We start from the raw sequence: 20,887 nt of genomic DNA on the forward strand, positions 1-20,887 counted from the left end.
GTCACTACTCCGCTTCCGCGCCGGTCACAGCGCCCGGAGGCCGTTGATCACGTCGCGCAGAATACTCTCGTCCGGCAGCTCGGCCGGCGGGACCGGACGTGTCACGTGGACGAGTTCCCCGTTCACCAGATCGCCGATCAGGACCCGCACGACACCGATCGGCAGATTGAGTTCGGCGGCGAGCTCGGCGACCGACTGCGGGGCGTCACGGCAGAGCTCGACGATGTCCACGTGCTCGGGGGACAGCGTGTGGTCCGCCTCGGGATCGTCCGCGTGGGATTCGGTGACGACCACCGCGATCACGTCGAGGCGGTGCTGGGCCGCACTGGTGGTGCGGCCACGCGTCATGGCGTACGGACGGACCACCGGTCCGGCCTCGTCGTCGAACCAGTGACTTCTTCCCTGACCGTCTCCGCTCATGTCATCCCACTACCCGCCGGCGGGCAGATCGGTGCGCGGGGCGGCGCCCAGATGCACGCCGACCCGCTTGACCAGGAGGGTCATCTCGTAGGCGACCTGGCCGACGTCGGAGTCCGCGTCCGCGAGGACGGCGAGGCAGCTGCCGTCGCCGGCGGCCGTCACGAACAGGAAGGCGTCGTCGAGCTCGACGACCGTCTGCCGGACGCTGCCCGCCTCGAAGTGGCGGCCCACGCCCTTGGCGAGGCTGTGGAACCCGGAGGCGACGGCCGCGAGATGCTCGCTGTCCTCCCTGGTCAGGTCCTTGGACACGCCCGTGGGCAGGCCGTCGCCGGAGAGCACGATGGCCTTGCGGATGCTGGCGACCCGGTCGACGAGCTCGTCGAGGAGCCAGTTCAGCTCTCCCCTGTTCGCCGCACTCTGGCCGGTCGCGTTCGGTGCGGTCATCAACCGTCCCCCTCTGTCGTTCCTTGTGCTGTGCCGTTCCGGGCCCCGTCGCCCGCGGCGTTCTCCTTACGGCCACGCTGCCAGCCCCGCTGGAGCGAGGCCATGCGGCTGCGGACCTCGTCCGCGTCGCGGTCGGCGGGGTCCGCCGCGCGCTCGGCGCGCCGTTCGGTGTTCTGCTTCAGCTGCGGCGCCAGGCTGGCCTGCCGTACGCGCTTGGGCAGCTGCCCTGATCCGGTGTCCTCGGGTGTGCTGCCCTGGGGCGGCGCGCTGTCACCCGGGCCGCCGCCGGCGGGGCTCTCGCTGCGGCGCGGGCGCCGGGGCAGCGCGGGGGCCTCGGCGGGCCCGTCCGGGCGGGGTGCCGGGGAGTCCGCGCGCTCGGTGAGGCGGCCCGCGAACCCGGGGGCGGCGGGCCCCGGCGACGGCTCGCCGCGGCGGCGGGACGGCAACGGCGCCAAGGCCTCGGAGTCGGAGCGGCTCGAGCCCACGGGGGCCTCCGCTTCCGGCTCGCCGCGACGGTTGCGCTGCTCGGGAACCGGCCTGCCGTGCGAGCTGACCAGCTTGGGCGTGCGCCGCCTGGGCAGCGGCACGGGAGCGCTCGGCCCGTCGTGGGCGCCGAACCGGTCCTCGGGGGCGGAGGGCTGCTGATGGAGCTCACCCAGCCGGGCCGGGGGCCGGCCGTCCGCCCGGGCCGTGGAGCGGCGGGGGCGGAAGATTCCGCCACGTTCACTGTCGTCGTCGGACAGGACGTCGGGGAATTCGTCGAGCGCGTCCAGGTCGACGGGGGCCTCCAGCTCGACCGGGCCGTCCAGGAGCGAGGCCGTCATGCCGGGCAGTTGCAGGGGCGCCTGGGTCAGAGCCGCCGCGTGGCTCTCCTCCAGTTCGGCCTCCTTCGAGGGCCTGTCCCGGTCGAGGCGGAAGCCGATGCCGTTGGTGTCGGGGACGTCGTCGGTCAGCAGCACGTCGGGGATGAAGACGACGGCGGTGGTGCCGCCGTAGGGGGACGGCTGCAGCGAGACGCGGATGTTCTGGCGCTGGGCGAGGCGGCTGACCACGAAGAGGCCGAGCCGGTCGGTGTCGGAGAGCTCGAACTCGGGAGTCTCGGCGAGCCGGAGGTTGGCGTCCAGCAGCGCCTCGGCCGCCATGCCGAGGCCCCGGTCGTGGATCTCCAGCGTGAAGCCGTTGGCGACCCGTTCGCCGAGCACCTGGACGGCGGTGTGCGGCGGGGAGAACACCGTGGCGTTCTCCAGGAGCTCGGCGGTCAGGTGGGTGAGGTCGGCGACGGCCGGGCCGGTGACGGCGATACGCGGCAGTCGGCGGACCTCGATGCGTTCGTAGTCCTCGACCTCGGCGACGGCAGCGCGGACGACGTCCATCAGCTGCACGGGTTTGCGCCACTGCCGCGAGGGAGCGGCGCCGGAGAGGATCACCAGGCCCTCCGCGTGCCGGCGCATGCGGGTGGTGAGGTGGTCGAGCCGGAAGAGGTCGGCGAGCTCGTCGGTGTCCTCGGTCCTGCGCTCCATGGTGTCCAGCAGGGTGAGCTGCTTATGCAGCAGGACCTGGCTGCGGCGGGCGAGGTTCACGAAGACCTCGGAGACGCCGGCGCGCAGTTCGGCCTGTTTGACGGCGGCCTCGACCGCGGCGCGCTGGAGGGTGTTGAGGGCCTGCCCGACCTCACCGATCTCGTTCTTGTCGTACTCCAGGCGCGGAACCTCGGTCTCCACGTCCACCTGTTCGCCCACGGACAGCCGGCGCATCACGCTGGGCAGCCGGACACCGGACGCCTCGTGCGCTTCGAGACGCAGCTGCCGCAGGTCACGGATGAGGCTGCGACCGACGCGTATGGACAGGACGACGGAGACCAAGAGCGCGACCAGGCCGAGGACGCCGGCGACGGCCGCCTGGACGATCACGCTGACGGCCACGGGGTGGACGCGGTCCTGATAGCGGTCGTCGGCCCGGTCGTCGAGGGTGCGGAGTTCGTCGAGCACGCCGCCCGCGGTGGTGTCCCAGTTCTTGGCGTTGACCCCGCGCGGCGCGCCGGAGCCGGAGGAGACGACCGCCTGTTCGGCCACACGCAATGGGGCGATGGTGGCGTTCTTCCAGAACCGCTCGTAGCGGCCGCGTTCCGAGGGCGGCAGCAGCGGCAGGCTGATGTCGTACAGCAGGGTGCGCTGGGCGACGAGGTCGGAGATGTCGCGGGTCTCCTCGCGGGTGAGCTTGCCGACCACCAGGGAGGAGCCGAGCAACGCGTCCTCGCGGGAGAGGAGTTCACGGGCGCGGTCGATGTTGACGAGCGCGCGGCCCTGCTTGTCCATCTCCACGTCGTCGACGCTGTCGATGCTCGCCAGGAGGCCGTAGCAGGAGTCGACGACCCGGTTGTAGAGGCCGAGGGCCTGGGCTCGGGTGATGGTGCCCTGCTCGACGCTGCGGCGCAGGGAGTCGATGTCGTCGAAGGCGTCCAGGGCGGCGGTCAGGCGTTCGCCGTCGTCCTTGTCCATGTCGCCCCGGACATCGGGGTCCTTGGCGTTCTTCCGGAGCTTGGCGAGGGCGCCGTCGGTGGCGGTCCGGGTGCGGCGCAGTGCCGCCAGCGCGTCGGCGGCCCGGGGATCCGCGAGATAGACGAGGGTCTGGCGGCGTTCCTGCTGCAGGACGTGCACGGTGTCCTCGGTGCGGTAACCGATGTTCTCCACGACATCCGTCACCCGGAAGAGCCGGGTGACCTCGCGCCCCGTGAGCACGGTCGCGAAGCCCCAGATGGCGGTCAGGGACACCAGCGGCACGAGAAGCAGCGCCACGATCTTCCGGCGGATCGACTTCCCGCGAAAGCGCATGGCCTCCCCCAGCTCGGCCCCCTCCGGTCCGGGGGTACACATGTGCGTCAACAAACGGGGGGAGCCTACTACCGCCACACAGCTAACTCGAAGACGTATCCGGAGGTCGAACTTCCGCCAAGGCGGCGAGACGTGGCGAGTTGTCCGGGCATTGCGGGAGATTGCCACCCGGATTCCGGGTACCCCACCGAGGCGAGCCGGATCGGCACAGTTGGCCGGTTGGCCGGAATTTTTCGCCAGTTGGGAATCTTCACGGCATGCCGTTCGTCCTTCACTACGGGAAATGGGGGCGGAATCGGCCACAGGAGCCGCATCCTGCACCCGGGCGGCGTAAAACAGCGCAAGCCGGGCAGTCACTGGGGAGCCGGTGCCTCGGGGCACCGGAGGGGTGGTCTGCCGGCGGTGGGGAGTGACACGGTGATGGGGACGGCCGAGCGGCGCGAGGCGCCCGAGGACGGCGTGACGGCACGCTCCAGGACGGGGCAACGCCGGGAGGCACCGGATCGCGACATTCCGTCGCAGAGCCGCGATACGGAGTTCGCGGGGCCGCAACAGCAGCCGTATTACCGTCCGTTGTGGGTCGAGGAGGCCGCTCGCCGGCGCCGGATGCCGGATCCGGTACGGACGGCGGCCGTGCGGGCGGTGCTGATCATCTCCGTGACACTGATCCAGGCCATGGTCGCGTTCCTGTGCACGATGGCGGGTTCCTGGCTGGCGTTCCCGATGGTGATCAGCAGTGTGGCCAGCACGGTGGTGGCCACGTGGAGCGTCGTCGACATCTGGGTGACCCGCCAGGTGTGGAACCAGCGCAACGGGGTGGTGTCGGTGCCGAGCAGCACGGCGAGGGCGCTGCGGCGCGAGCGGCGCACCGCCCGCCGGCAGGCACGGGCCGCCGAGCGGGAGCGGGAGCGAATACGCCGTCGGGGCGGTGCCGGGCAGTTGTCGCACCCCTGAGACCGGACACGCGGCTGAGCAGGCGGGCCCTGCCGTCCGTCAGAGTGCAGTCGGTGAGACCGCCCTCGGTGGGGCGCACGGTGTCTCCCTCCTCCTCGCCGGCCGACGAGGAGGAGGACGCCGGATCAAGACGCCGGTCACCAGGTTGATCAACTGATGGCCGACGCGGGCCTCTTGTACATCCGTGTCGCCGTGATCTCGCTGTGCACCGCTTCTCCGGCCTGGCTCTGCTGAGGCAGTCCCGGCCGCAGGTGTTCCTCCACGCTGATGTACTTCAGACCCGCCCGGAGGTCGGCGTCGTTGCGCAGCCGGATGACCAGCGGGAACTCGGCCAGCGCGGTCGTGTCGAACAGACCGGTGGTGTACAGCAGTTGCACCCCGAGCGCGTCCGACACGGCCCGCTGGAGCTCCAGCAGATACGTGGCGTTGGCGCGGCCGATCGGATTGTCCAGGAACAGCGTGCCCGCGTGGCGGTGCTTGTCGCGGCCCCGGTCGTTGCTCCTGAGGGCGGCCATCGTGCAGTACAGGGCGATGGCGGCGGTGAGCAGCTGACCGCCGGAGAACACGTCGCCCATCTGCCCGACGGGGACGCGCTCGGCGCGCAGCACGGCGTCGGGCTTGAGGATCTCGACGGCCACGCCCTTCGGCTGGAGCGCCGCCGCGACGCCGCGCAGCAGCAGGGACATGCCGTCGCGCCGCAGGTCGGAGTTCTTCTTCACGGCGGCCCGGGTCGCCTCGTCGATGACCTCGCCGAGCCGCTCGGCGAGCGTGGCCTGGTCGGGTTCCTCGAAGCGGATGCGCAGGAACTCCTGCCCGGACCACTCGCCGAGCCCCTCCGGCAGCCGCGACAGCCGCTGGGCGGAGCGCAGGGTGGCCAGCGCCGACTCGACGAGCCCGCGCAGCCGGTCCACGATCGAGTCCCGGTTGCGCTCCAGCTGTGCCAGCTCGTCGGTGAGGACGCGCAGCCGGGGTGCGAAGGCGTCCGCCCACTTCTGCGCATGCTCGGGCAGCGCGGAGGCCGGCAGTTCGCGGATCTGCTGGCGGGCGGGGGTGCGCACCTGCTCGTAGCGGGTGGAGTTGGCGTGCCGGACGAGGATGTCGCTCGCCTCGCGGACGGCGGCATCGGCGGCGGACAGGTCGGCGGCGCAGCCGCGCAGCGACCGGCGGGCCTCCGCGGCGGACTGCCGGGCCTCCTCCAGGCTGCCGGGGTACGGCTCCGGCTCCTCCTGCTCCTCCTCGACGGTGTGCTCGCGCAGCAGGTCGCGGAGCATCGCGGCGATCTCGTCGAAGCCGCCGGCCGCGTCCTCCGCGGCCCGGTGGGCCTCCAGGAGCTCGGCGTGCGCCTCCCGCGCCTGGGCCAACGCCTCGGTGCGGGCGGCGAGTTCGGTGGTGGCGGTACGCAGCAGGGCCTGGGCGTGCTCGGCGTCGCGCGGGAGGAGTTCCTCCGGCAGCTCGGTGTGCGCCTCGCCGTCCTCGGGCGCGTGCCGCTCGGCCTCGCCGCGCAGCCGGCCGAGCTGCTCGCTCGCGGTCGACATACGGGTCTCCAGGAGCTGCACCAGCTCCTCCGCGCGCGCGACGGCGGCCTGCCGGGAGGGGCCGTCCGAGCCATCGGGCAACTGAAGCAGCTGCTCCGCGCGCGTGCGGACCTTGTTGCTGAGCCGGTCCAGTTCGGCGCGGGCGGCGCTCTCGTCGCTCTCCGCGCGGGCCTGCTCGGCGCGCAGGTCGGCGCCGACGCCCACCTTCTCGTACACCTGGGAGGCGGCGCGGTAGGCCTCGCGGAGGGCGGGCAGGGACGCCTTCGGCGCGTCCGCGTCCGCCTCCGGTACGTCGTCGGGGGCGCCCGCGATCTCCGAGCGCTCGGCGCGCAGGGCACGGGCGGTGCGGCGGGCGTCGTCGGCGGCGCGCTGGGCGGCACGGCGGTCCTCGTCGGCGGCGCGGGCCCGCTCCAGGCAGACCTGGGCGCGGGCCTCGCACTCGGTGGCCTCGTCGGCGAGTTCCCGCAGCTTCACCTGCCAGCCGGAGCACTCGCGCAGCCGGAAGGCGAGCCCGGCGAGGGCGTCGGCCGCGCGCCGGGCCTTCTGCGCGGCCTCCTGCCGCTCGTCGCGCACCTGGGCGGCCTCGGCGGCGACCCCGTCGGCCTCGGCCCGCACGGTGCGCGCCTCGGCCAGCTCGGCCTCGGACTCCTCGGCGAACGCGCGCGCCTCACGGGCGGCCCGCGCCAGCTCGACGAGCCGGCCCGCCGGGCAGCCGGTGCGCCACGAGGCGAGCCGCGCCGCCAGCTCCCGGTCCTTGCCGAGCCGGGCGGCCAGCGCCCGGATCTCCTCGTCCCGCTCGCTCGCCCGCGCGCGCAGCGCCTGCCGCTCCTCGTCGGCGGCGTGCTCGTCGTGCATGGCCGGGTTCGGCGGTACGAGGAACACGTCGCCCGGGGACGCGTCGGCGGCCGGGGTGGGGGCGAGCAGGGCGGCCGCCGTGCCGACGGCGACGGCGGAGCGCGGCAGCAGCGCCGCGTCGCCGAGCACGTCGCGGGCGCGCGCATGGGTGTCCGGGTCGGTGATGATCACGCCGTCGACCAGCTCCGGGCGGGCCGCGAGCACGCGCGCGTGGTCGGCCGGGTCGACGGCCTGGGCGAGGTAGCGCCAGCCGGGCAGGGCGGGGATGCCGTGCTCGCCGAGGTACTCCACGGTGGCCAGCACGTCGGGGCCGGGCGGCAGGAGTCCGCCGTCACCGAGGGCGCCGAGGATCCGGGCGTCGTCGGCGGCGGCGGTGCGCAGGTCGAAGAGCAGGCGTTCGGCGGAGGAGACCGTGTCGTCGAGGAGTTCGCGCAGCTCGTCGGCGAAGCGGTCCAGGTCCTCGGGGGTGAGGGCGCCTTCGGTGGCGGGGCCTTCGGCGAGGGAGCGGGTGGCTGCGGTGCCGGACGAGTCGTCGACCTCGTCGGTGCCCCGTGCCCGTGAACCGCCCGACCCGGCGTCGCCGTCGGCGGCCGCCGTCCGCGGCCCGGGCACCCCGGCCCGCCCGGACCCGGAGGTCCCGGGCAGGCTCAGCAGCTCACCCAGCCGCTCCTCCGCGGCGAGGGACTCGGCGAGGCGGCGCTCGGCCTCGTACGCGCGTTCCGTCGCCGTGGCCGCGTCGGCCGCGCGGGCCGCGGTCAGCTCCGCGCGGGACTCGGCGGAGGCCGCTTCGCGCGCGTGCTCGGTCGCCTTGCGGGAGGCCTCGCGGGCCGTGTCCCAGGCCGCGACGGCCGTCTTCTCGGCGTCGCTGGCCGCCAGCGCGGCGCGCGCCGGGTCGGCGTCGGGCGCGCTGTCGTCGAGCCAGCCGGCGCGCACCGCCTCGGCGGTCTCCTGCTCGACCTCGCTCAGGCGCTGCCGAAGGTGCCCGACCTCACTGCGGGCGCGCTGCGCCTCGGTGGCGGCGGCGGTCGAGTCGCGGTACGCGGCCTCGCCGGCCTCCTGAAGAACGGCGGACCGCTCCTCGCCCTCGTTGGCGAGCGTCTCGGCGCTCTCGACGGCCCCGTGCAGGGCCCGTACGAGATCCACGGCGGCCTTGGCGCGGGCGGCCAGGGCGGGGGCGGCGTCGCGCTCGGCCTCCTGGATCGCGGCGGCCACGCGCGCGACGCGGTCGGCGGCGGCGCGGTGGCGCAGCACGGCCTCGGCGGCCTGCCAGGCGGAGTGCAGGGTGCGGGCGTCGGCGAGTTCGCGCTTCTGCGCGGCGGCGGCCTTCTCGGCGGCGGCGAGCGCCAGCGACGCGTGTCGGTAGGCGAGTTCGGCGGCGATCAGCGCGCTGCGCTCCCGGGCGCCCTCGGAGTGCGTGACGGAGTACGCGGCCGCCGTCACCCGCTGGGCGAGGTCGGCGGCGCGCACCCGTTCCCGCACGGCGCGCGCGGACAGCCGACGCGCCAGGGTGCGGGTGCGGCGCTCGGCGCCGCCGTGGATGTCACGCGCGCGTGAGCGGGACTCGGCGGCCTCGACGATCCGCCCGAGCAGGTCGACGGATCCGGCGGTGAAGTCCCGTTCGGCGATCAGCTCGGCCCGCCGTCCCAGCTTGTTGCCGAAGCCGCCGACCAGGTCGGCGAGCCCGTCGGTGTCCCGGGTGTCGGTGACCGCGCGCAGCAGCAGGTCGGTGAAGTCGGAGTCCTTCTTCACCGCGAAGAGTCCGGCCGCCTCGCCCTCGTCGGCGTTCATCTCCCGCTGGTAGCGGAAGAGTTCGGGGTCGAGGCCGAGTTCGCCGAGGTGCTCGATCCAGCGGTCGTGGATCTCCTCCCAGTGCACCTCCAGGTGCGGATACGCCTTGCCCGCCTCGGTGAGGGCGTCGCGAAAACCCTTCATGGTGCGGCGGCGGCCCTGGGCGCCGGACGCGCCCTCGACGGGCGGCCGCACGGCGGTGGACTCGGCGACGGGGAGGTTGTCGAGGCTCAGGCCGGGGCCGGGCCGGAAGGAGTACCAGGCCTCGGCGAACTTCCGCGGGTCGTTGGACACCTGGCGCCCGCGCCACTCGCTGACCTTGCCGACGACCACGCACTCGCCGGTCTGCACGTGCTGCCACTCCAGCGCCACGTGACCGCAGTCGTCGGCGAGCAGGAACTTGCGCAGCACACCGGAGCTGGCGCCGCCGAGGGTGTTGCGGTGGCCCGGCAGCATGACGGAGAAGATCAGCTTGAGCAGGACCGACTTGCCGCCGCCGTTCTCCAGGAAGAGCACGCCGGCGGGCGCGGGCCGGCGCGGCGGGCCGACGGGCTCCTCCTCGAAGAACTCCGCCTGCGTCGGGGCGGGTTGGGGCACCGGCTCGCCCACGCCCCGCAGGTCAAGCACGGTGTCGGCGTAGCGCGCACCGGCGGGCCCGATGGAGTAGAGGCGGACCCGGGACAGCTCGTACATGGCGGACTCTCGTCGTCATTCTTCGGAAAGGTGCGGTGGTTCGGGATCTGCGGTGGCCGAGGGCCTCAGGAGTGGAACGGCAGCCCCGCGTCGGCGACCAGGTCTAGGTCGTCGGTGTCCTCGGCGGGCAGCAGACTGGCGCTGCCGTCGGTGACCGGGACGACGCCCAGGTCGAGGAGCTCGGCCATGGCGGTGCTGCCCGCCATGTCGCGGATCTGGAGCTGGTAGCGGGCCGTCGTGCGGTAGGTGCCGCCGTGGTCGTCGCCGGTGCGTTGCAGGAAGCCCGAGTCGGTGAGGAAGGCGGCCGCCTTGCCGACGATGCCGGTCGTCGACCCGGCGAGCCGGCGGGCGTCCTTGGTGGCGCCGGTCGCGCTGCGTCTGACCCAGATCCGCCAGGCGGCCTCCAGGCCGGGTGCGTCGGTGGCCGGGTCGGTGTTCTCGCCCTGTTCCTCGGCCCGCTCCTCCAGACGCCGGCAGGCCTGCCGGACGAAGGCGTCCACGCCGTTGACGGTGACCCGGCCGATGTAGCCGTCGTCGGCGAGGTCCTCGGGCCGCGGGAACGCCAGGGCGGCGAGGGCCAGATGGGCCAGCCCGTGCAGGAACCGGTCGCCCGAGTCGGAGGAGGCGCGACGCGCGTAGTCGCCCATGCGCACGGCGAACACCGAGTCCTCGGCCGCCGTCACGGCCATCCCCGCGCGCGGGGACACTTCGAGGACGACCAGCCCCAGACCGGCGGCGACGGCGTCCGCGAGCCGCGCGAACGCCGGGTCCTCCCGGTAGCGGCGGAGCAGCTCGGTGTACTCCTGGTCCCGCGCGGGCTGCAGCTTGGGCTGGAGCCCGAAGGCGACGAGTCTCGCCGCGTCGGCGGCGTCGGCGGGCGTGACGGCGGAGCCGGCCGGCGCGGCGGCGGGCTCGGGCTCACTCCAGTCGACGTGCTCGGTCACGGCTTCGGCTCCTTGTCGCGTTCTCGTTCACTCATGCTGCTTCCGTCCGGTCCGCCGCCATCCCCGCGGCGTCCAGCAGGGCTGTGCCCACGATGAGGTCGGCACCGCCGAACTCGGGGTCGTCCAATTCGGTCCCGTCGTCCACGGCGAAGAGCAGCTTCTCCTCGCCCTGGCGGTAGGCGGTGCCGACCGGGGGGCTGGCGGCGTGGACCGCCAGCAGGGCCACCAGGTAGGGCAGATCGGGGTCCTGGCGGCGCGCCTGCGCGAGCAGTCCCGACAGCCGGCGGGGCGCGTCGGCCGGGAGGTCCAGCAGCTCCGTCGCGGCCGCCAGCTGCTCGTCGCTGAACCGGCTGTCGTCCGGGGTCGCGATCAGGTCCGGCTCGGGCATCTCCGCGCCGAGGTGTTCGCGCTCCAGGGGCGGGGTCAGCAGTATGTCGACGAGGTCGCCGACCCGGACCGACACCGGGGTGCGCAGGCCCGTCCCGCGCGCGAAGAACGCGTCGGTGACGCGGACCGCCTGCTCCACGGGCAGCGGCAGCACCGGCGCGACGAGGTGTCCGTACAGGTCGATCCCGGACGTCGTCATCGGCGTGGCGAAGGCCTGCCGGTCCTGCTCGGCGCGGAACAGCGGGCCGGCCTCCAGCAGCCGGGACTGGAGCTGGGTGTGCCGCCGGATGCAGTCCTTGACGATGTCGACCAGCTCGGCGGCGCGGCGCTTGTGCTCGGAGTCCTCGGTCTCGTCGCGGGCCCGGCGGATGTTGGTGAGGATCGCGTTCTCGTGGCGGTACCGGTCGGCGACGTGGTCCAGCGCCTCGGCGATCATGTCGGGCACGGCGTTGAGCCAGTCCACGGCCCGGACGTTGCGCCGGGTCGCGTCCAGGGCCCGGCGCAGGGTCTCCGAGTACTGCACGGTGCGGTAGCGGGCCTGCTCCGCGGCGAGCTGGGCGTCCGCGAGGCGGCCCCGGTTGATCAGGACCTCCAGCTTGACCTCGGCGGCGATCTGGGCGCTGGTGACGTCGGTGTCCAGGGCGCCGACGAGGACGTTGACCGCCTCGTCGGTCGTCCGGAGGTAGACGGTGCCGCCGGGGCCCGGGACCTCCTCGATCAGCTTGAAGTCGTAGTCACGGCGGACATAGGTGCCGTCCGGTGCGAACGTGCCGTACACGGCGCGGAAGCCGCGGTCGACGCTGCCGACGTTGATCAGGTTCTCCAGGACCCAGCGGGCGACGCGTTCGTGCTCGGCGACGGGCCGCCGCGGGGCCTGGGCGGCGATGCGCGGGATGAGCCTGGCCACTATCTGCTCGTGGTCGGCGCCCGTGTCGAAGTCCATGTTGAGGGTGACGAGGTCGATGGCGGCGAGGGCCACCTCGGCCATGCCGTAGACCGAGTACTCGCCGGCGAGGTTCGCCTTGCGCGCGTCGAGGTCGTGCAGCGGTGCCGTGCAGGCGAGCGCGCGCAGCCGCCGCGCCAGCCCCTCGTCGGCGGCCGGGCCCGGAGCCGGGCGCGGCACCGCGGTGAACTGGGGCGGAACGCTGTCCGTCGGTGCAGGCGAAGTCACGGTGCACAGACTAAATCCTCGGTCTGACAACGACCCAAACGACGCAGAAGCGACGGGCGTCACAGCCGCGCGAGAAGGCGTCGGTCCTGACGTGCCGGCCGGCACTCCGGCCCGCCCTCGCCGGCGGTGTCAGTCCGTGCCCGGGCCATCCTCGCCGACCCGGCGCCGGTACACCTCCACGACCCGCTCCAGCGAGTCCGTGAGGTAGGTCTCCAGCAGCCTCTCCGCCTCGCGCCGGTCGCCGGCCTGGAGCGCCTGCAGGATCTGCCGGTTGCGCGCGAGGTACGGCTCGTGCAGCCGGCGCGGGTCGTCCACGACGTGGAAGGCCAGCCGCAGCTCGGCGAAAACGCTGCGCATCAGCTCGTCGGTGCGTTCGCTGCCGGCCAGGGCGACCAGTTCCCGGTGGAAGTGGATATTGGCCGTACCCAGTCCTTTCCAGTCATTCTCGACGGACGCCAGCTGTCCCTCGGTGACCGCGGAGGCGAGTCCTTCCAGCGCGTAGGGCGGCTCGCCCAGCCGGCGCACGACGGCGCACTCGACGAGGGCGCGGGTGCGGTAGATGTCCTCGACGTCCTCGACGGTCAGGACCCGGACGAACACGCCCCGGTTGAGCTCGTGGACCAGCAGGCGCTCATGGGTGAGCAGCCGGAACGCCTCGCGCAGCGTGTTGCGGGAGACGCCGAGCGCCCCTCCGATGCTGTCCTCCGACAGCCGGGTGCCCGGCGGGAAATAGCCCTCGGCGATGCGGCTTCTGAGGATGTCCGAAACACGCTCGGCGGTGCTCGTACGGCCCAGGAGGGCACGGTCGTCGGCCAGTCCCGTCAGGTGCTCTGCCATGCCCGGAATTCAACCGCAGACACCAGGACGAAACAACACGGGTATTGAAGGATCGTTGAACGATCCTCTACGGTGCTCCGCACGGCACGATCCCCGCACGGCACGACTCCTGCGCACAACTCCCGCACGGCACGGCTCTCGACGCGGCTCCGTTTCCCGCACCTTCCGTCCCTCATCTGCGAGGTGCCCATGAGCTCGACCCCTCCACCTCAGGCCCTTCCCTCCGACGCCAGGACAGGCGCGGGTGAACGCGGCGCCGACGGCGGCGCGTTGGGATGGCTGCACGACCTCGGCCCCGGCGGCCGCCGCGCCTTCGCGGGCGCTTTCGGTGGATATGCCCTAGATTCCTACGACTACTTCACCCTGCCGCTCAGCATGGTCGCGCTGGCGGCGTACTTCGGCCTGGACAGCGGTCAGACCGGCCTGTTCACCACCGTCACGCTGGTGGTCTCCGCGATCGGCGGCGCCGCGGCGGGCGTGTTCGCGGACCGGGTCGGCCGGGTCAGGGCGCTGATGATCACGGTGATCACCTACGCGGTGTTCACCGTGGCCTGCGGCTTCGCGCCCGACTACGAGACGCTGCTGGTGTTCCGCGCTCTCCAGGGCCTCGGCTTCGGCGGCGAGTGGGCGGTCGGCGCGATCCTGGTCGCCGAGTACGCGAGCGCCAGGAACCGGGGCCGTACCCTCGGCGCGATCCAGAGCTCGTGGGCCGTGGGCTGGGCGCTCGCCGCACTCGTCTACACGCTGGTCTTCACCTACGTCGGCGACGACTGGGCCTGGCGCGTGATGTTCTGGACCGGCGCGCTGCCCGCACTGCTCGTGGTGTGGCTGCGCCGCCGGGTGCACGACGCCCCGGGGGCGACGGCGGTGCGCGAACGAAACGCGCGGCGGGGCTCGTTCGCGGCGATCTTCCGGCCGGGTACGGCCGACGCGCCGGGTCTGCTGCGCACGACGGTCTTCGCGGGCCTGCTGTCCACCGGCGTGCAGGGCGGCTACTACACGCTGGCGACCTGGGTGCCGACGTACCTCAAGACCGAGCGTGGCCTGTCGGTCGTCGGCACCGGCGGATATCTGACCTTCCTGATCTCCGGCGCCTTCCTGGGCTACCTCACCGGCGGCTACCTCACCGACCGGCTCGGCCGCCGCCGCAACATCTGGCTGTTCGCCCTGCTGTCGGCGCTGTGCATCCTGGCGTACGCGAACATCCCGAGCGGCGCCAACACCCTGCTGCTGGTGCTCGGTTTCCCGCTCGGGTTCTGCATGTCGGCGATCTTCAGCGGCTTCGGTTCCTTCCTGAGCGAGCTGTACCCGACGGAGGTACGCGGCACGGGGCAGGGGTTCACGTACAACACCGGCCGCGCCGTGGGCGCCGTCTTCCCGACCCTGGTGGGCTTCCTGGCCGACAGCTGGGGTGTGGGCGGCGCGCTGGTCTTCGGCGCGATCGGGTACGGCATCGCGGCGCTGGCGCTGTTCGGGCTGCCGGAGACACGCGGAAGGGAACTGGCGTGACCGGAGCGAACCGTACCGAGGACCGCCCCCTGACCCTCGTCGACGAGCACGCGCACGCGTGGAGCGCGAAAACCGCGCGGGCCCGCTGCCGGGAGGGTCTGGCGGGCCCCACGGCCGGGGTCGCGGCGGGCCACACGCAGGCCAACCTGATCTCGGTGCCCGCCGACTGGGCCTACGACATGCTGCTGTTCTGCCAGCGCAACCCCAAGCCCTGTCCAGTGCTCGACGTCACGGACGCCGGCTCCTGGACCACCGAGCTCGCGGAGGGCGCGGACCTGCGCACCGACCTGCCGCGCTACCGGGTGTGGCAGGACGGGGAGCTGGTGGACGAGCCGACGGACGTGCGCGCCCACTGGCGCGACGACCTGGTGTCGTTCCTGATCGGCTGCAGCTTCACCTTCGAGTGGGCCCTGGCCGGGGCCGGCGTCCCGATCCGGCACGTCGAACAGGGCCGCAACGTCCCGATGTACGTGACCGGCCGCCAGTGCCGGCCGGCGGGGCGGCTGAGCGGACCGCTGGTGGTGTCCATGCGCCCGGTGCCGCCGGAGCATCTGGCGGCCGCGATCCGGGAGAGCAGCCTGTTCCCGGCGGTGCACGGCGGTCCCGTGCACTGCGACGATCCCTCGGCGCTCGGCATCGACGACCTCGGCCGCCCCGACTTCGGGGATGCGGTGGACGTCGGCCCGGACGACATCCCGGTGTTCTGGGCCTGCGGGGTGACCCCGCAGGCCGCGGTGATGGCCTCGCGCCCACCGTTCGCGATCACCCACGCGCCGGGACAGATGTTCCTCACGGACGCCCGCGACGAGCAGTACCGCGTGGCCTGACAGGAGACACGGAAGATTCATGACCTCGATCGATCTGAACGCCGATCTCGGCGAGGGCTTCGGCCGCTGGCGGCTGACCGATGACGAACGGCTGCTGTCCGTGGTCACCAGCGCCAACGTGGCCTGCGGCTTCCATGCCGGGGACGCGGCGACCATGCGCCGGGTGTGCGAGGTGGCGGCCGAGCGCGGCGTGACGATCGGCGCGCAGGTGTCCTACCGGGACCTGGCGGGGTTCGGGCGGCGCGCGATGGACGTGCCGCCCGCCGAGCTGGCGGCCGAAGTGGCCTACCAGATCGGCGCCCTGGAGGTCTTCGCGCGCGCGGCGGGCGCCCGCGTGGCCTATGTGAAGCCGCACGGCGCGCTCTACAACCGGGTGGTGCACGACCCGGAACAGGCCGGGGCGGTGATCGACGGCGTGCTCCTCGCGGACACCTCGCTCCCCGTCCTGGGGCTGCCCGGCTCGCGCCTGCTGGAGCTGGCGCAGAAGGCCGGACTGCCGGCCGTCACGGAGGCGTTCGCGGACCGCGCGTACACCGAGGAGGGCACGCTGGTGCCGCGCGGGCAGGACGGCGCGGTGCTCAGCGATCCGGCGGCCGTCGAGGAGCGCGCGGTGGATCTGGCGCGCTCCGGCAAGGTCACCACGCACTCCGGTGCGCGCATCGAGGTCCGCGCCCGCTCGCTCTGCCTGCACGGGGACACGCCGGGCGCGGTGGAGCTCGCCCGCCGGGTGCGCGAGCGGCTGGTCGCGTCGGGCGTGCGGGTGGAGGCCTTCGCATGAGGGCGCTGCCCGTCGGCGACAGCGGGCTGCTCGTCGAGGTGTCCACGGGCGAGGAGGCCCAGGCACTGCACGCGGAGCTGCTGCGCCGCCGCGCGGAGGGCTCCCTGGCCGTCCGGGAGATCGTCCCGGCGGCCCGTACGGTGCTGCTCGACAGCCTCGACGACCCGGTTCGTTGGGCATCCGAACTGACCGCCTCCGAAGTGCCGCCCGCTCCCCCGCGCGCGCGTGAGGTGATCGAGCTCCCGGTGCGCTACGACGGCCCCGACCTCGCCGAGGTCGCCGCCCACTGGCGGGTGCCGGAGCGGGAGGTTGCCCGTATCCACGCGGCCACCGAATTCACCGTCGCCTTCTGCGGGTTCGCCCCCGGGTTCGGCTACCTCACCGGCCTCCCCGCCTGCCTGGACGTGCCGCGCCGGGCCACTCCGCGCACGGCCGTGCCCGCCGGGGCCGTGGCCCTGGCGGGCCCGTACACGGGCGTGTACCCGCGCTCGTCGCCGGGCGGCTGGCAGCTGATCGGTACGACCGACGCGGTCCTGTGGGACCACGCGCGCGTGCCGGCCGCGCTGCTGTCACCGGGTGCGCGCGTCCGCTTCGTACCGGTGGGTGACGTATGACGGATCGTGCCCTGGTCGTCGTACGGGCCGGGGCGCTGACCACGGTGCAGGACCGGGGGCGGCCCGGGCACGCCCATCTCGGAGTTCCCCGGTCCGGGGCGCTCGACGCGCCCGCGGCGGCGCTCGTCAACCGGCTGGTGGGCAATCCGCCGGACGCCGCCGTGCTGGAGACGACCCTCGACGGCTGTGCCCTGCGGCCGCGGTCGACGGTCACCGTGGCGGTCGCCGGCGCCCCGTGCCCGGTCACCGTGGGGGGCCGTCCGGCGGCCTGGGGCGGCCCGGTCGTGGTCCCGGCCGGGGTGGTACTGGAGGTGGGCAGAGCGGTCGCGGGGGTGCGGAGTTACGTGGCCGTCAACGGCGGCGTCGCCGTCGAACCGGTTCTGGGCAGCCGGTCCACGGACCTGCTGTCCGGCCTCGGCCCGGCGCCGCTCACGGACGGCGCGGTGCTGACCCTGGGCGCCGCGGCCGGCCCGCACGCGCGCGTGGACGTCGCCCCGCAGCCGAGCCCGCCGGCCGAACTCGTCCTGCGCGTGACGCCGGGCCCGCGCGACGACTGGTTCACGCCCCGAGCCGTACGGGATCTCACCGCGCGGACCTACCGGGTGTCCTCCGCGAGCAACCGCATCGGACTGCGCACGGAAGGGCCCGCCCTGGAGCGGGCCCGTCCCGGCGAACTCCCCAGCGAGGGGATGGTCCTCGGCGCCGTCCAGGTGCCGCCGGACGGCCGTCCCGTGATCTTTCTGGCCGACCACCCGACCACCGGGGGCTACCCGGTGGTCGCGGTGGTCCGCGCCGCCGACCTCCCGGCCGCGGCGCAGGCGGTACCGGGTACCCCGGTCCGCTTCGTGGCCGTGCGCCGACGCTGAGCCGTCATGCGGCGTCCGGCCGCTCCGCGACCGACAGGGCGGCCAGTGCCGACGAGACCGCGGCGGAGGTGCGCAGGTCGAGGCGGGCGCTGGTGCCCCGGGCGCGGTGCCGCATCTCGTCGAGGGCCAGCCTCAGCAGCTGCGGCAGCAGGTCGGTGCAGCGCCGGATCACCCAGGCGGTGCCGGCGGTGGCCAGCCACAGCAGGCTCGCCGACTTGGTGGGCACGGGGAACTCCGGCTCGGGAGAGGGTGCCTTGCCCTTCGCGACGCCCGCCTTGGCGAGCAGCGCGTGGAAACGCAGGGCCAGTTGCCGGTGGCCGCGCTCCCCCGGGTGCAGCCGGTCCGCGCTCCACATGGCGCGGTCGGCGAGCCACGCGCCCTCGCTGGCGTGCAGGTGGACCGCCCCGTGCCGCTCCGAGAGCGCGTGCACCACGGCGTTGACCGCCCGTTGCCGGCGGGCCAGCGGGCGGGCCAGGGCGCCCGGGAGCCGCAGCATCGAGCCGGGATCGGGCAGGCACGCCGTGAGCAGGACCGCGCCCTGCCCGGTGACCGCCGCGTAGGCCTTGTCGAGGTTCGCGGCCACCGCGTGGATGTCGAACGTGCAGCGCAGGGTGTCGTTGACGCCGATGACGACGGAGGCGACGTCCGGGCGCAGGTCGAGTGCGGCCGGGGTCTGGCGTTCCAGGACGTCCCGCGTCTGCGCCCCGCTGACCGCGAGGTTGGTGAAGTCGACCGAGTCCCCGGAGAGTCCGCCGGCCAGCAGCGCGGCCCAGCCGCGCCACCCCTCGCCGGCGGGGTCGCCCACTCCCTCGGTGAGCGAGTCCCCGAGGGCCACGAAGCGGACGGGTCTCATACGACGCCCTCCGGGACGACGCGACGGGACGGTGCCGACGTTCCGTCCGTGGCGGGACGGGACGGTGCCGACGTGTCGTGGGCGACGGAGCGGGACGGTGCCGTCGTGTCGTCGGCGCTACGACGGGACGGTGTCGTCCCGTCCTCCGCGCCAGGACGGGACAGCGCCGTCGTATCGTCGTCCCCCGCGCCCTCCGACAGGACGGAAGCGTCGTGCGCCGCGAGGAACGCCTCGACCGCCGCGCCCCAGCCGAAGCACTCGGCACGCGCGCGTGCGGCCTCACGGCGCTCGTGCTCCCGGCGCTCCAGGAGCATCTCCACGGCGTCCGCGAAGGCGGCGCCGTGGTCGGCCGCCGTGGCGCCCGCGGATCCGATCACCTCCGGCAGCGCGGAGGACGCGCTGGCCACCACGGGCGTGCCGCAGGCCATGGCCTCCAGCGCGGCGAGCCCGAAGGTCTCGGCGGGCCCGGGGGCCAGGGCGACGTCGGCGGAGGCCTGGAGCGCGCCCAGCTCGCCCCGGTCGGCCACGTGCCCGAGGAAGGTCACCGGCAGCCCGCGCTCACGCGCCCGCTGCTCCAGCCGTACCCGCAGCGGTCCGTCGCCGGCCACCACGAGCACCACGCGCCGACCGCGCCGTACCAGCGCCTCCAGCGCGTCGAGCGCCGTGCCGGGCCGCTTCTCCACGGACAGCCGGGAGCACATCACCAGTAGCGCCTCGTCCGGGCGCGCGTGCCGGGCGCGCATCTCGGGGTCGCGCAGCGCGGGGTGCCGCTGCATGAGATCCACGCCCAGCGGGGCCCGTACGACGTTCCGCGCGCCGATGCGGACGAACTCCCGCTCGGCGAACTCCGTGGTGCACACGATCCGCGAGTACGTGTGGGCCGTACGCATGTTGAGGGCGTCGGCGGCGCGCCGGGACAGGTTCTCCGGCAGGCCCCAGGTGCGCAGGACGCCGTCGGCGGTCTCGTGGGAGACCATCACGGCGGGGACCCGGGCGCGCCGGGCCCACCGGCCGGTCCACCGCAGCGTCGTGCGGTCGGAGACCTCGAGCCGGTCCGGGGCGAGGCGCTCCAGCAGGGTGGCGACGCGCCGCTTGTCGGTGAGGACGCGGTAGCCGCCGGTGCCCGGCAGCAGCGGGCCGGGCAGGGTGATGACCCGGCCCTGCTCGGTGTCCCGGTCGGAGAACCGCTCGCCGGGCACGATCAGCACCGATTCGTGGCCCGCCGCCTGGAAGCCCGTGCCGAGTTCACGCAGGGCCGTGCGCAGGCCGCCCGAGGCGGGGGCGACGAAGTTGGCGAGCCGGACGATGCGCAGGGAGTCGCCGGTCATGCCGCGACCACCGCCCGGCGGTGGGCGAGGACGTCCTCGTAGTGGGCGATCAGTTGGTCGCCCACGGCGGCCCAGGTGCGTCCCTCGACCGTCGCGCGGGCGGTGGCGCCGAAGGCGGTCCGCAGGCCCCGGTCGGTGGCCAGGGTCGCCACCGCGTCGCGGACGGCGTCCCCGTCGCGCGGCGGGACCAGGAAGCCGGTGCGGCCGTGGTCGACGAGGTCGAGCGGGCCGCCGGCGGCGGGCGCGATCACGGGGACACCGCTGGCCATGGCCTCCTGCACGGTCTGGCAGAAGGTCTCGAAGGGGCCGGTGTGCGCGAAGACGTCCAGCGAGGCGAAGATCCGGGCGAGGTCGGAGCCGGTGCGGCGGCCGAGGAAGACCGCGCCCGGCAGCGCCTCGGTCAGGTGCGCCTGGCTGGGGCCGTCGCCCACGATCACGACCTTCACGCCCTCCAGGCCGCAGGCACCGGCCAGGAGCTCGACCTGCTTCTCGGGGGCGAGCCGGCCGACGTAGCCGACGATGACCTCGCCGTTGGGGGCGAGTTCGCGGCGCAGTGCCTCGTCGCGCAGGTCGGGGCGGAAGCGGACGGTGTCCACGCCTCGGGGCCACAGCCTGACCCGGGGCACGCCATGTGCCTCCAGGTCCTGCTGGGAGGCGCTGGACGGGGCGAGGGTCCGGTCGGCGGCGGAGTGGACGGAGCGTATGCGCCGCCAGGCCGCCGCCTCACCGGCGCCCACGTACGTGCGGGCGTATCCGGCCAGGTCGGTCTGGTAGACGGCCACGGCCGGGATGCCGAGCTTGGCGGCGGCGGCCATGCCGCGGACACCGAGGATGAAGGGGCTGGCCAGGTGCACGACATCGGCACGGTGCTCGATGAGTGCGGCGGCGAGGCGTCGGCTGGGGAGGGCGACGCGGACCTGGGGGTAGCCCGGGAGCGGGAGGGAGGGGACATGGACAACGGGGCACGGCGCCGAGGCGTCGGGCTTGTTGCCGGGGGCGGGAGCCGGAGCGACGACGAGGGGAGCGTGACCGCGATCGACGAGGTGCCGGGCGGTCTGGAGCGCGCAGTGGGCCACGCCGTTCACATCGGGGGGAAAGGATTCGGTCACGATGACGACACGCATACCGGTGTTGTCGCCGCGCTGAACGTGGCCGCGTCAAAGTGGATCTTTCCGAACGATAAACGTCCCATGAGCGTTGCGCTGCACACCCGAGCAGGTCAGATCGCGTCCATGACTTCCTGACCCACGAGT

General features: G+C 74.0%; 16 protein-coding genes. 6 read left to right on the forward strand and 10 right to left on the reverse strand.

Annotated elements, in window-relative coordinates:
• Positions 1–24 precede the first annotated feature (24 nt).
• Genes IPZ69_RS21255 through IPZ69_RS21265 form a run of 3 tightly spaced genes read right to left on the reverse strand, consistent with a single transcriptional unit; the run spans position 25 to position 3,695 of the window.
• A complete protein-coding gene (locus IPZ69_RS21255; protein ID WP_235455783.1) occupies positions 25–420 on the reverse strand; it encodes a DUF742 domain-containing protein in 396 nt (131 codons plus the stop codon).
• Positions 421–429: 9 nt separating this feature from the next.
• On the reverse strand, positions 430–864 hold the full coding sequence (locus IPZ69_RS21260; RefSeq protein WP_235455784.1) for a roadblock/LC7 domain-containing protein: 435 nt from the start codon (positions 862–864) through the stop codon (positions 430–432).
• A complete protein-coding gene (locus IPZ69_RS21265) occupies positions 864–3,695 on the reverse strand; it encodes a nitrate- and nitrite sensing domain-containing protein (protein ID WP_235455848.1) in 2,832 nt (943 codons plus the stop codon). The genes IPZ69_RS21260 and IPZ69_RS21265 overlap by 1 nt, the downstream gene beginning before the upstream one ends.
• Positions 3,696–4,115: 420 nt before the next feature.
• Here IPZ69_RS21265 and IPZ69_RS21270 point away from each other — a divergent pair, with 420 nt between their 5' ends.
• On the forward strand, positions 4,116–4,649 hold the full coding sequence (locus IPZ69_RS21270) for a hypothetical protein (RefSeq protein WP_235455785.1): 534 nt from the start codon (positions 4,116–4,118) through the stop codon (positions 4,647–4,649).
• A 149-nt stretch (positions 4,650–4,798) separates the two neighbouring features.
• Here the strand turns inward: IPZ69_RS21270 and IPZ69_RS21275 are convergent, their stop codons facing one another.
• The 4 genes from IPZ69_RS21275 to IPZ69_RS21290 form a co-directional block, all read right to left on the reverse strand.
• On the reverse strand, positions 4,799–9,520 hold the full coding sequence (locus IPZ69_RS21275) for a hypothetical protein (protein WP_235455786.1): 4,722 nt from the start codon (positions 9,518–9,520) through the stop codon (positions 4,799–4,801).
• A 65-nt stretch (positions 9,521–9,585) separates the two neighbouring features.
• Positions 9,586–10,464 carry a hypothetical protein gene (locus IPZ69_RS21280; protein WP_235455787.1) on the reverse strand — a complete coding sequence of 293 codons (879 nt, stop codon included), beginning with the start codon at positions 10,462–10,464 and terminating at the stop codon, positions 9,586–9,588.
• Positions 10,465–10,495: 31 nt separating this feature from the next.
• Positions 10,496–12,022 carry a hypothetical protein gene (locus tag IPZ69_RS21285; protein ID WP_235455788.1) on the reverse strand — a complete coding sequence of 509 codons (1,527 nt, stop codon included), beginning with the start codon at positions 12,020–12,022 and terminating at the stop codon, positions 10,496–10,498.
• A 129-nt stretch (positions 12,023–12,151) separates the two neighbouring features.
• Positions 12,152–12,859 (reverse strand): GntR family transcriptional regulator, encoded by a 708-nt coding sequence (locus IPZ69_RS21290; RefSeq protein ID WP_235455789.1) that lies wholly within the window; start codon positions 12,857–12,859, stop codon positions 12,152–12,154.
• Positions 12,860–13,048: 189 nt separating this feature from the next.
• Here IPZ69_RS21290 and IPZ69_RS21295 point away from each other — a divergent pair, with 189 nt between their 5' ends.
• From IPZ69_RS21295 to IPZ69_RS21315, 5 genes are read left to right on the forward strand one after another with little or no spacing between them, the layout of a single operon-like run.
• The gene (locus tag IPZ69_RS21295; RefSeq protein ID WP_235455790.1) at positions 13,049–14,368 is read left to right on the forward strand and encodes an MFS transporter; all 1,320 of its coding nucleotides are present in this window, start codon (positions 13,049–13,051) and stop codon (positions 14,366–14,368) included.
• Positions 14,365–15,195 carry a putative hydro-lyase gene (locus IPZ69_RS21300; RefSeq protein WP_235455791.1) on the forward strand — a complete coding sequence of 277 codons (831 nt, stop codon included), beginning with the start codon at positions 14,365–14,367 and terminating at the stop codon, positions 15,193–15,195. Before IPZ69_RS21295 ends, IPZ69_RS21300 begins: the two co-directional genes overlap by 4 nt.
• A gap of 19 nt (positions 15,196–15,214) precedes the next feature.
• Positions 15,215–15,973 (forward strand): LamB/YcsF family protein, encoded by a 759-nt coding sequence (locus IPZ69_RS21305; protein ID WP_235455793.1) that lies wholly within the window; start codon positions 15,215–15,217, stop codon positions 15,971–15,973.
• Entirely contained in the window at positions 15,970–16,587 is a 618-nt protein-coding gene (locus IPZ69_RS21310; RefSeq protein WP_235455795.1) for a 5-oxoprolinase subunit B family protein, read from the forward strand. The genes IPZ69_RS21305 and IPZ69_RS21310 overlap by 4 nt, the downstream gene beginning before the upstream one ends.
• Positions 16,584–17,453 (forward strand): 5-oxoprolinase subunit C family protein, encoded by an 870-nt coding sequence (locus IPZ69_RS21315; RefSeq protein ID WP_235455796.1) that lies wholly within the window; start codon positions 16,584–16,586, stop codon positions 17,451–17,453. The genes IPZ69_RS21310 and IPZ69_RS21315 overlap by 4 nt, the downstream gene beginning before the upstream one ends.
• 4 nt (positions 17,454–17,457) lie before the next feature.
• Here the strand turns inward: IPZ69_RS21315 and IPZ69_RS21320 are convergent, their stop codons facing one another.
• Genes IPZ69_RS21320 through IPZ69_RS21330 form a run of 3 tightly spaced genes read right to left on the reverse strand, consistent with a single transcriptional unit; the run spans position 17,458 to position 20,758 of the window.
• On the reverse strand, positions 17,458–18,306 hold the full coding sequence (locus tag IPZ69_RS21320) for an SGNH/GDSL hydrolase family protein (protein ID WP_235455797.1): 849 nt from the start codon (positions 18,304–18,306) through the stop codon (positions 17,458–17,460).
• Positions 18,303–19,634, reverse strand: coding sequence for a glycosyltransferase (locus IPZ69_RS21325; protein ID WP_235455798.1), 1,332 nt, complete (start codon positions 19,632–19,634; stop codon positions 18,303–18,305). The genes IPZ69_RS21320 and IPZ69_RS21325 overlap by 4 nt, the downstream gene beginning before the upstream one ends.
• A complete protein-coding gene (locus IPZ69_RS21330) occupies positions 19,631–20,758 on the reverse strand; it encodes a glycosyltransferase family 4 protein (protein ID WP_235455799.1) in 1,128 nt (375 codons plus the stop codon). The genes IPZ69_RS21325 and IPZ69_RS21330 overlap by 4 nt, the downstream gene beginning before the upstream one ends.
• Positions 20,759–20,887 lie beyond the last annotated feature (129 nt).

The sequence above is a fragment of the Streptomyces olivochromogenes genome (assembly GCF_021538895.1).
In the GTDB taxonomy this organism is placed as follows: domain Bacteria; phylum Actinomycetota; class Actinomycetes; order Streptomycetales; family Streptomycetaceae; genus Streptomyces; species Streptomyces olivochromogenes_A.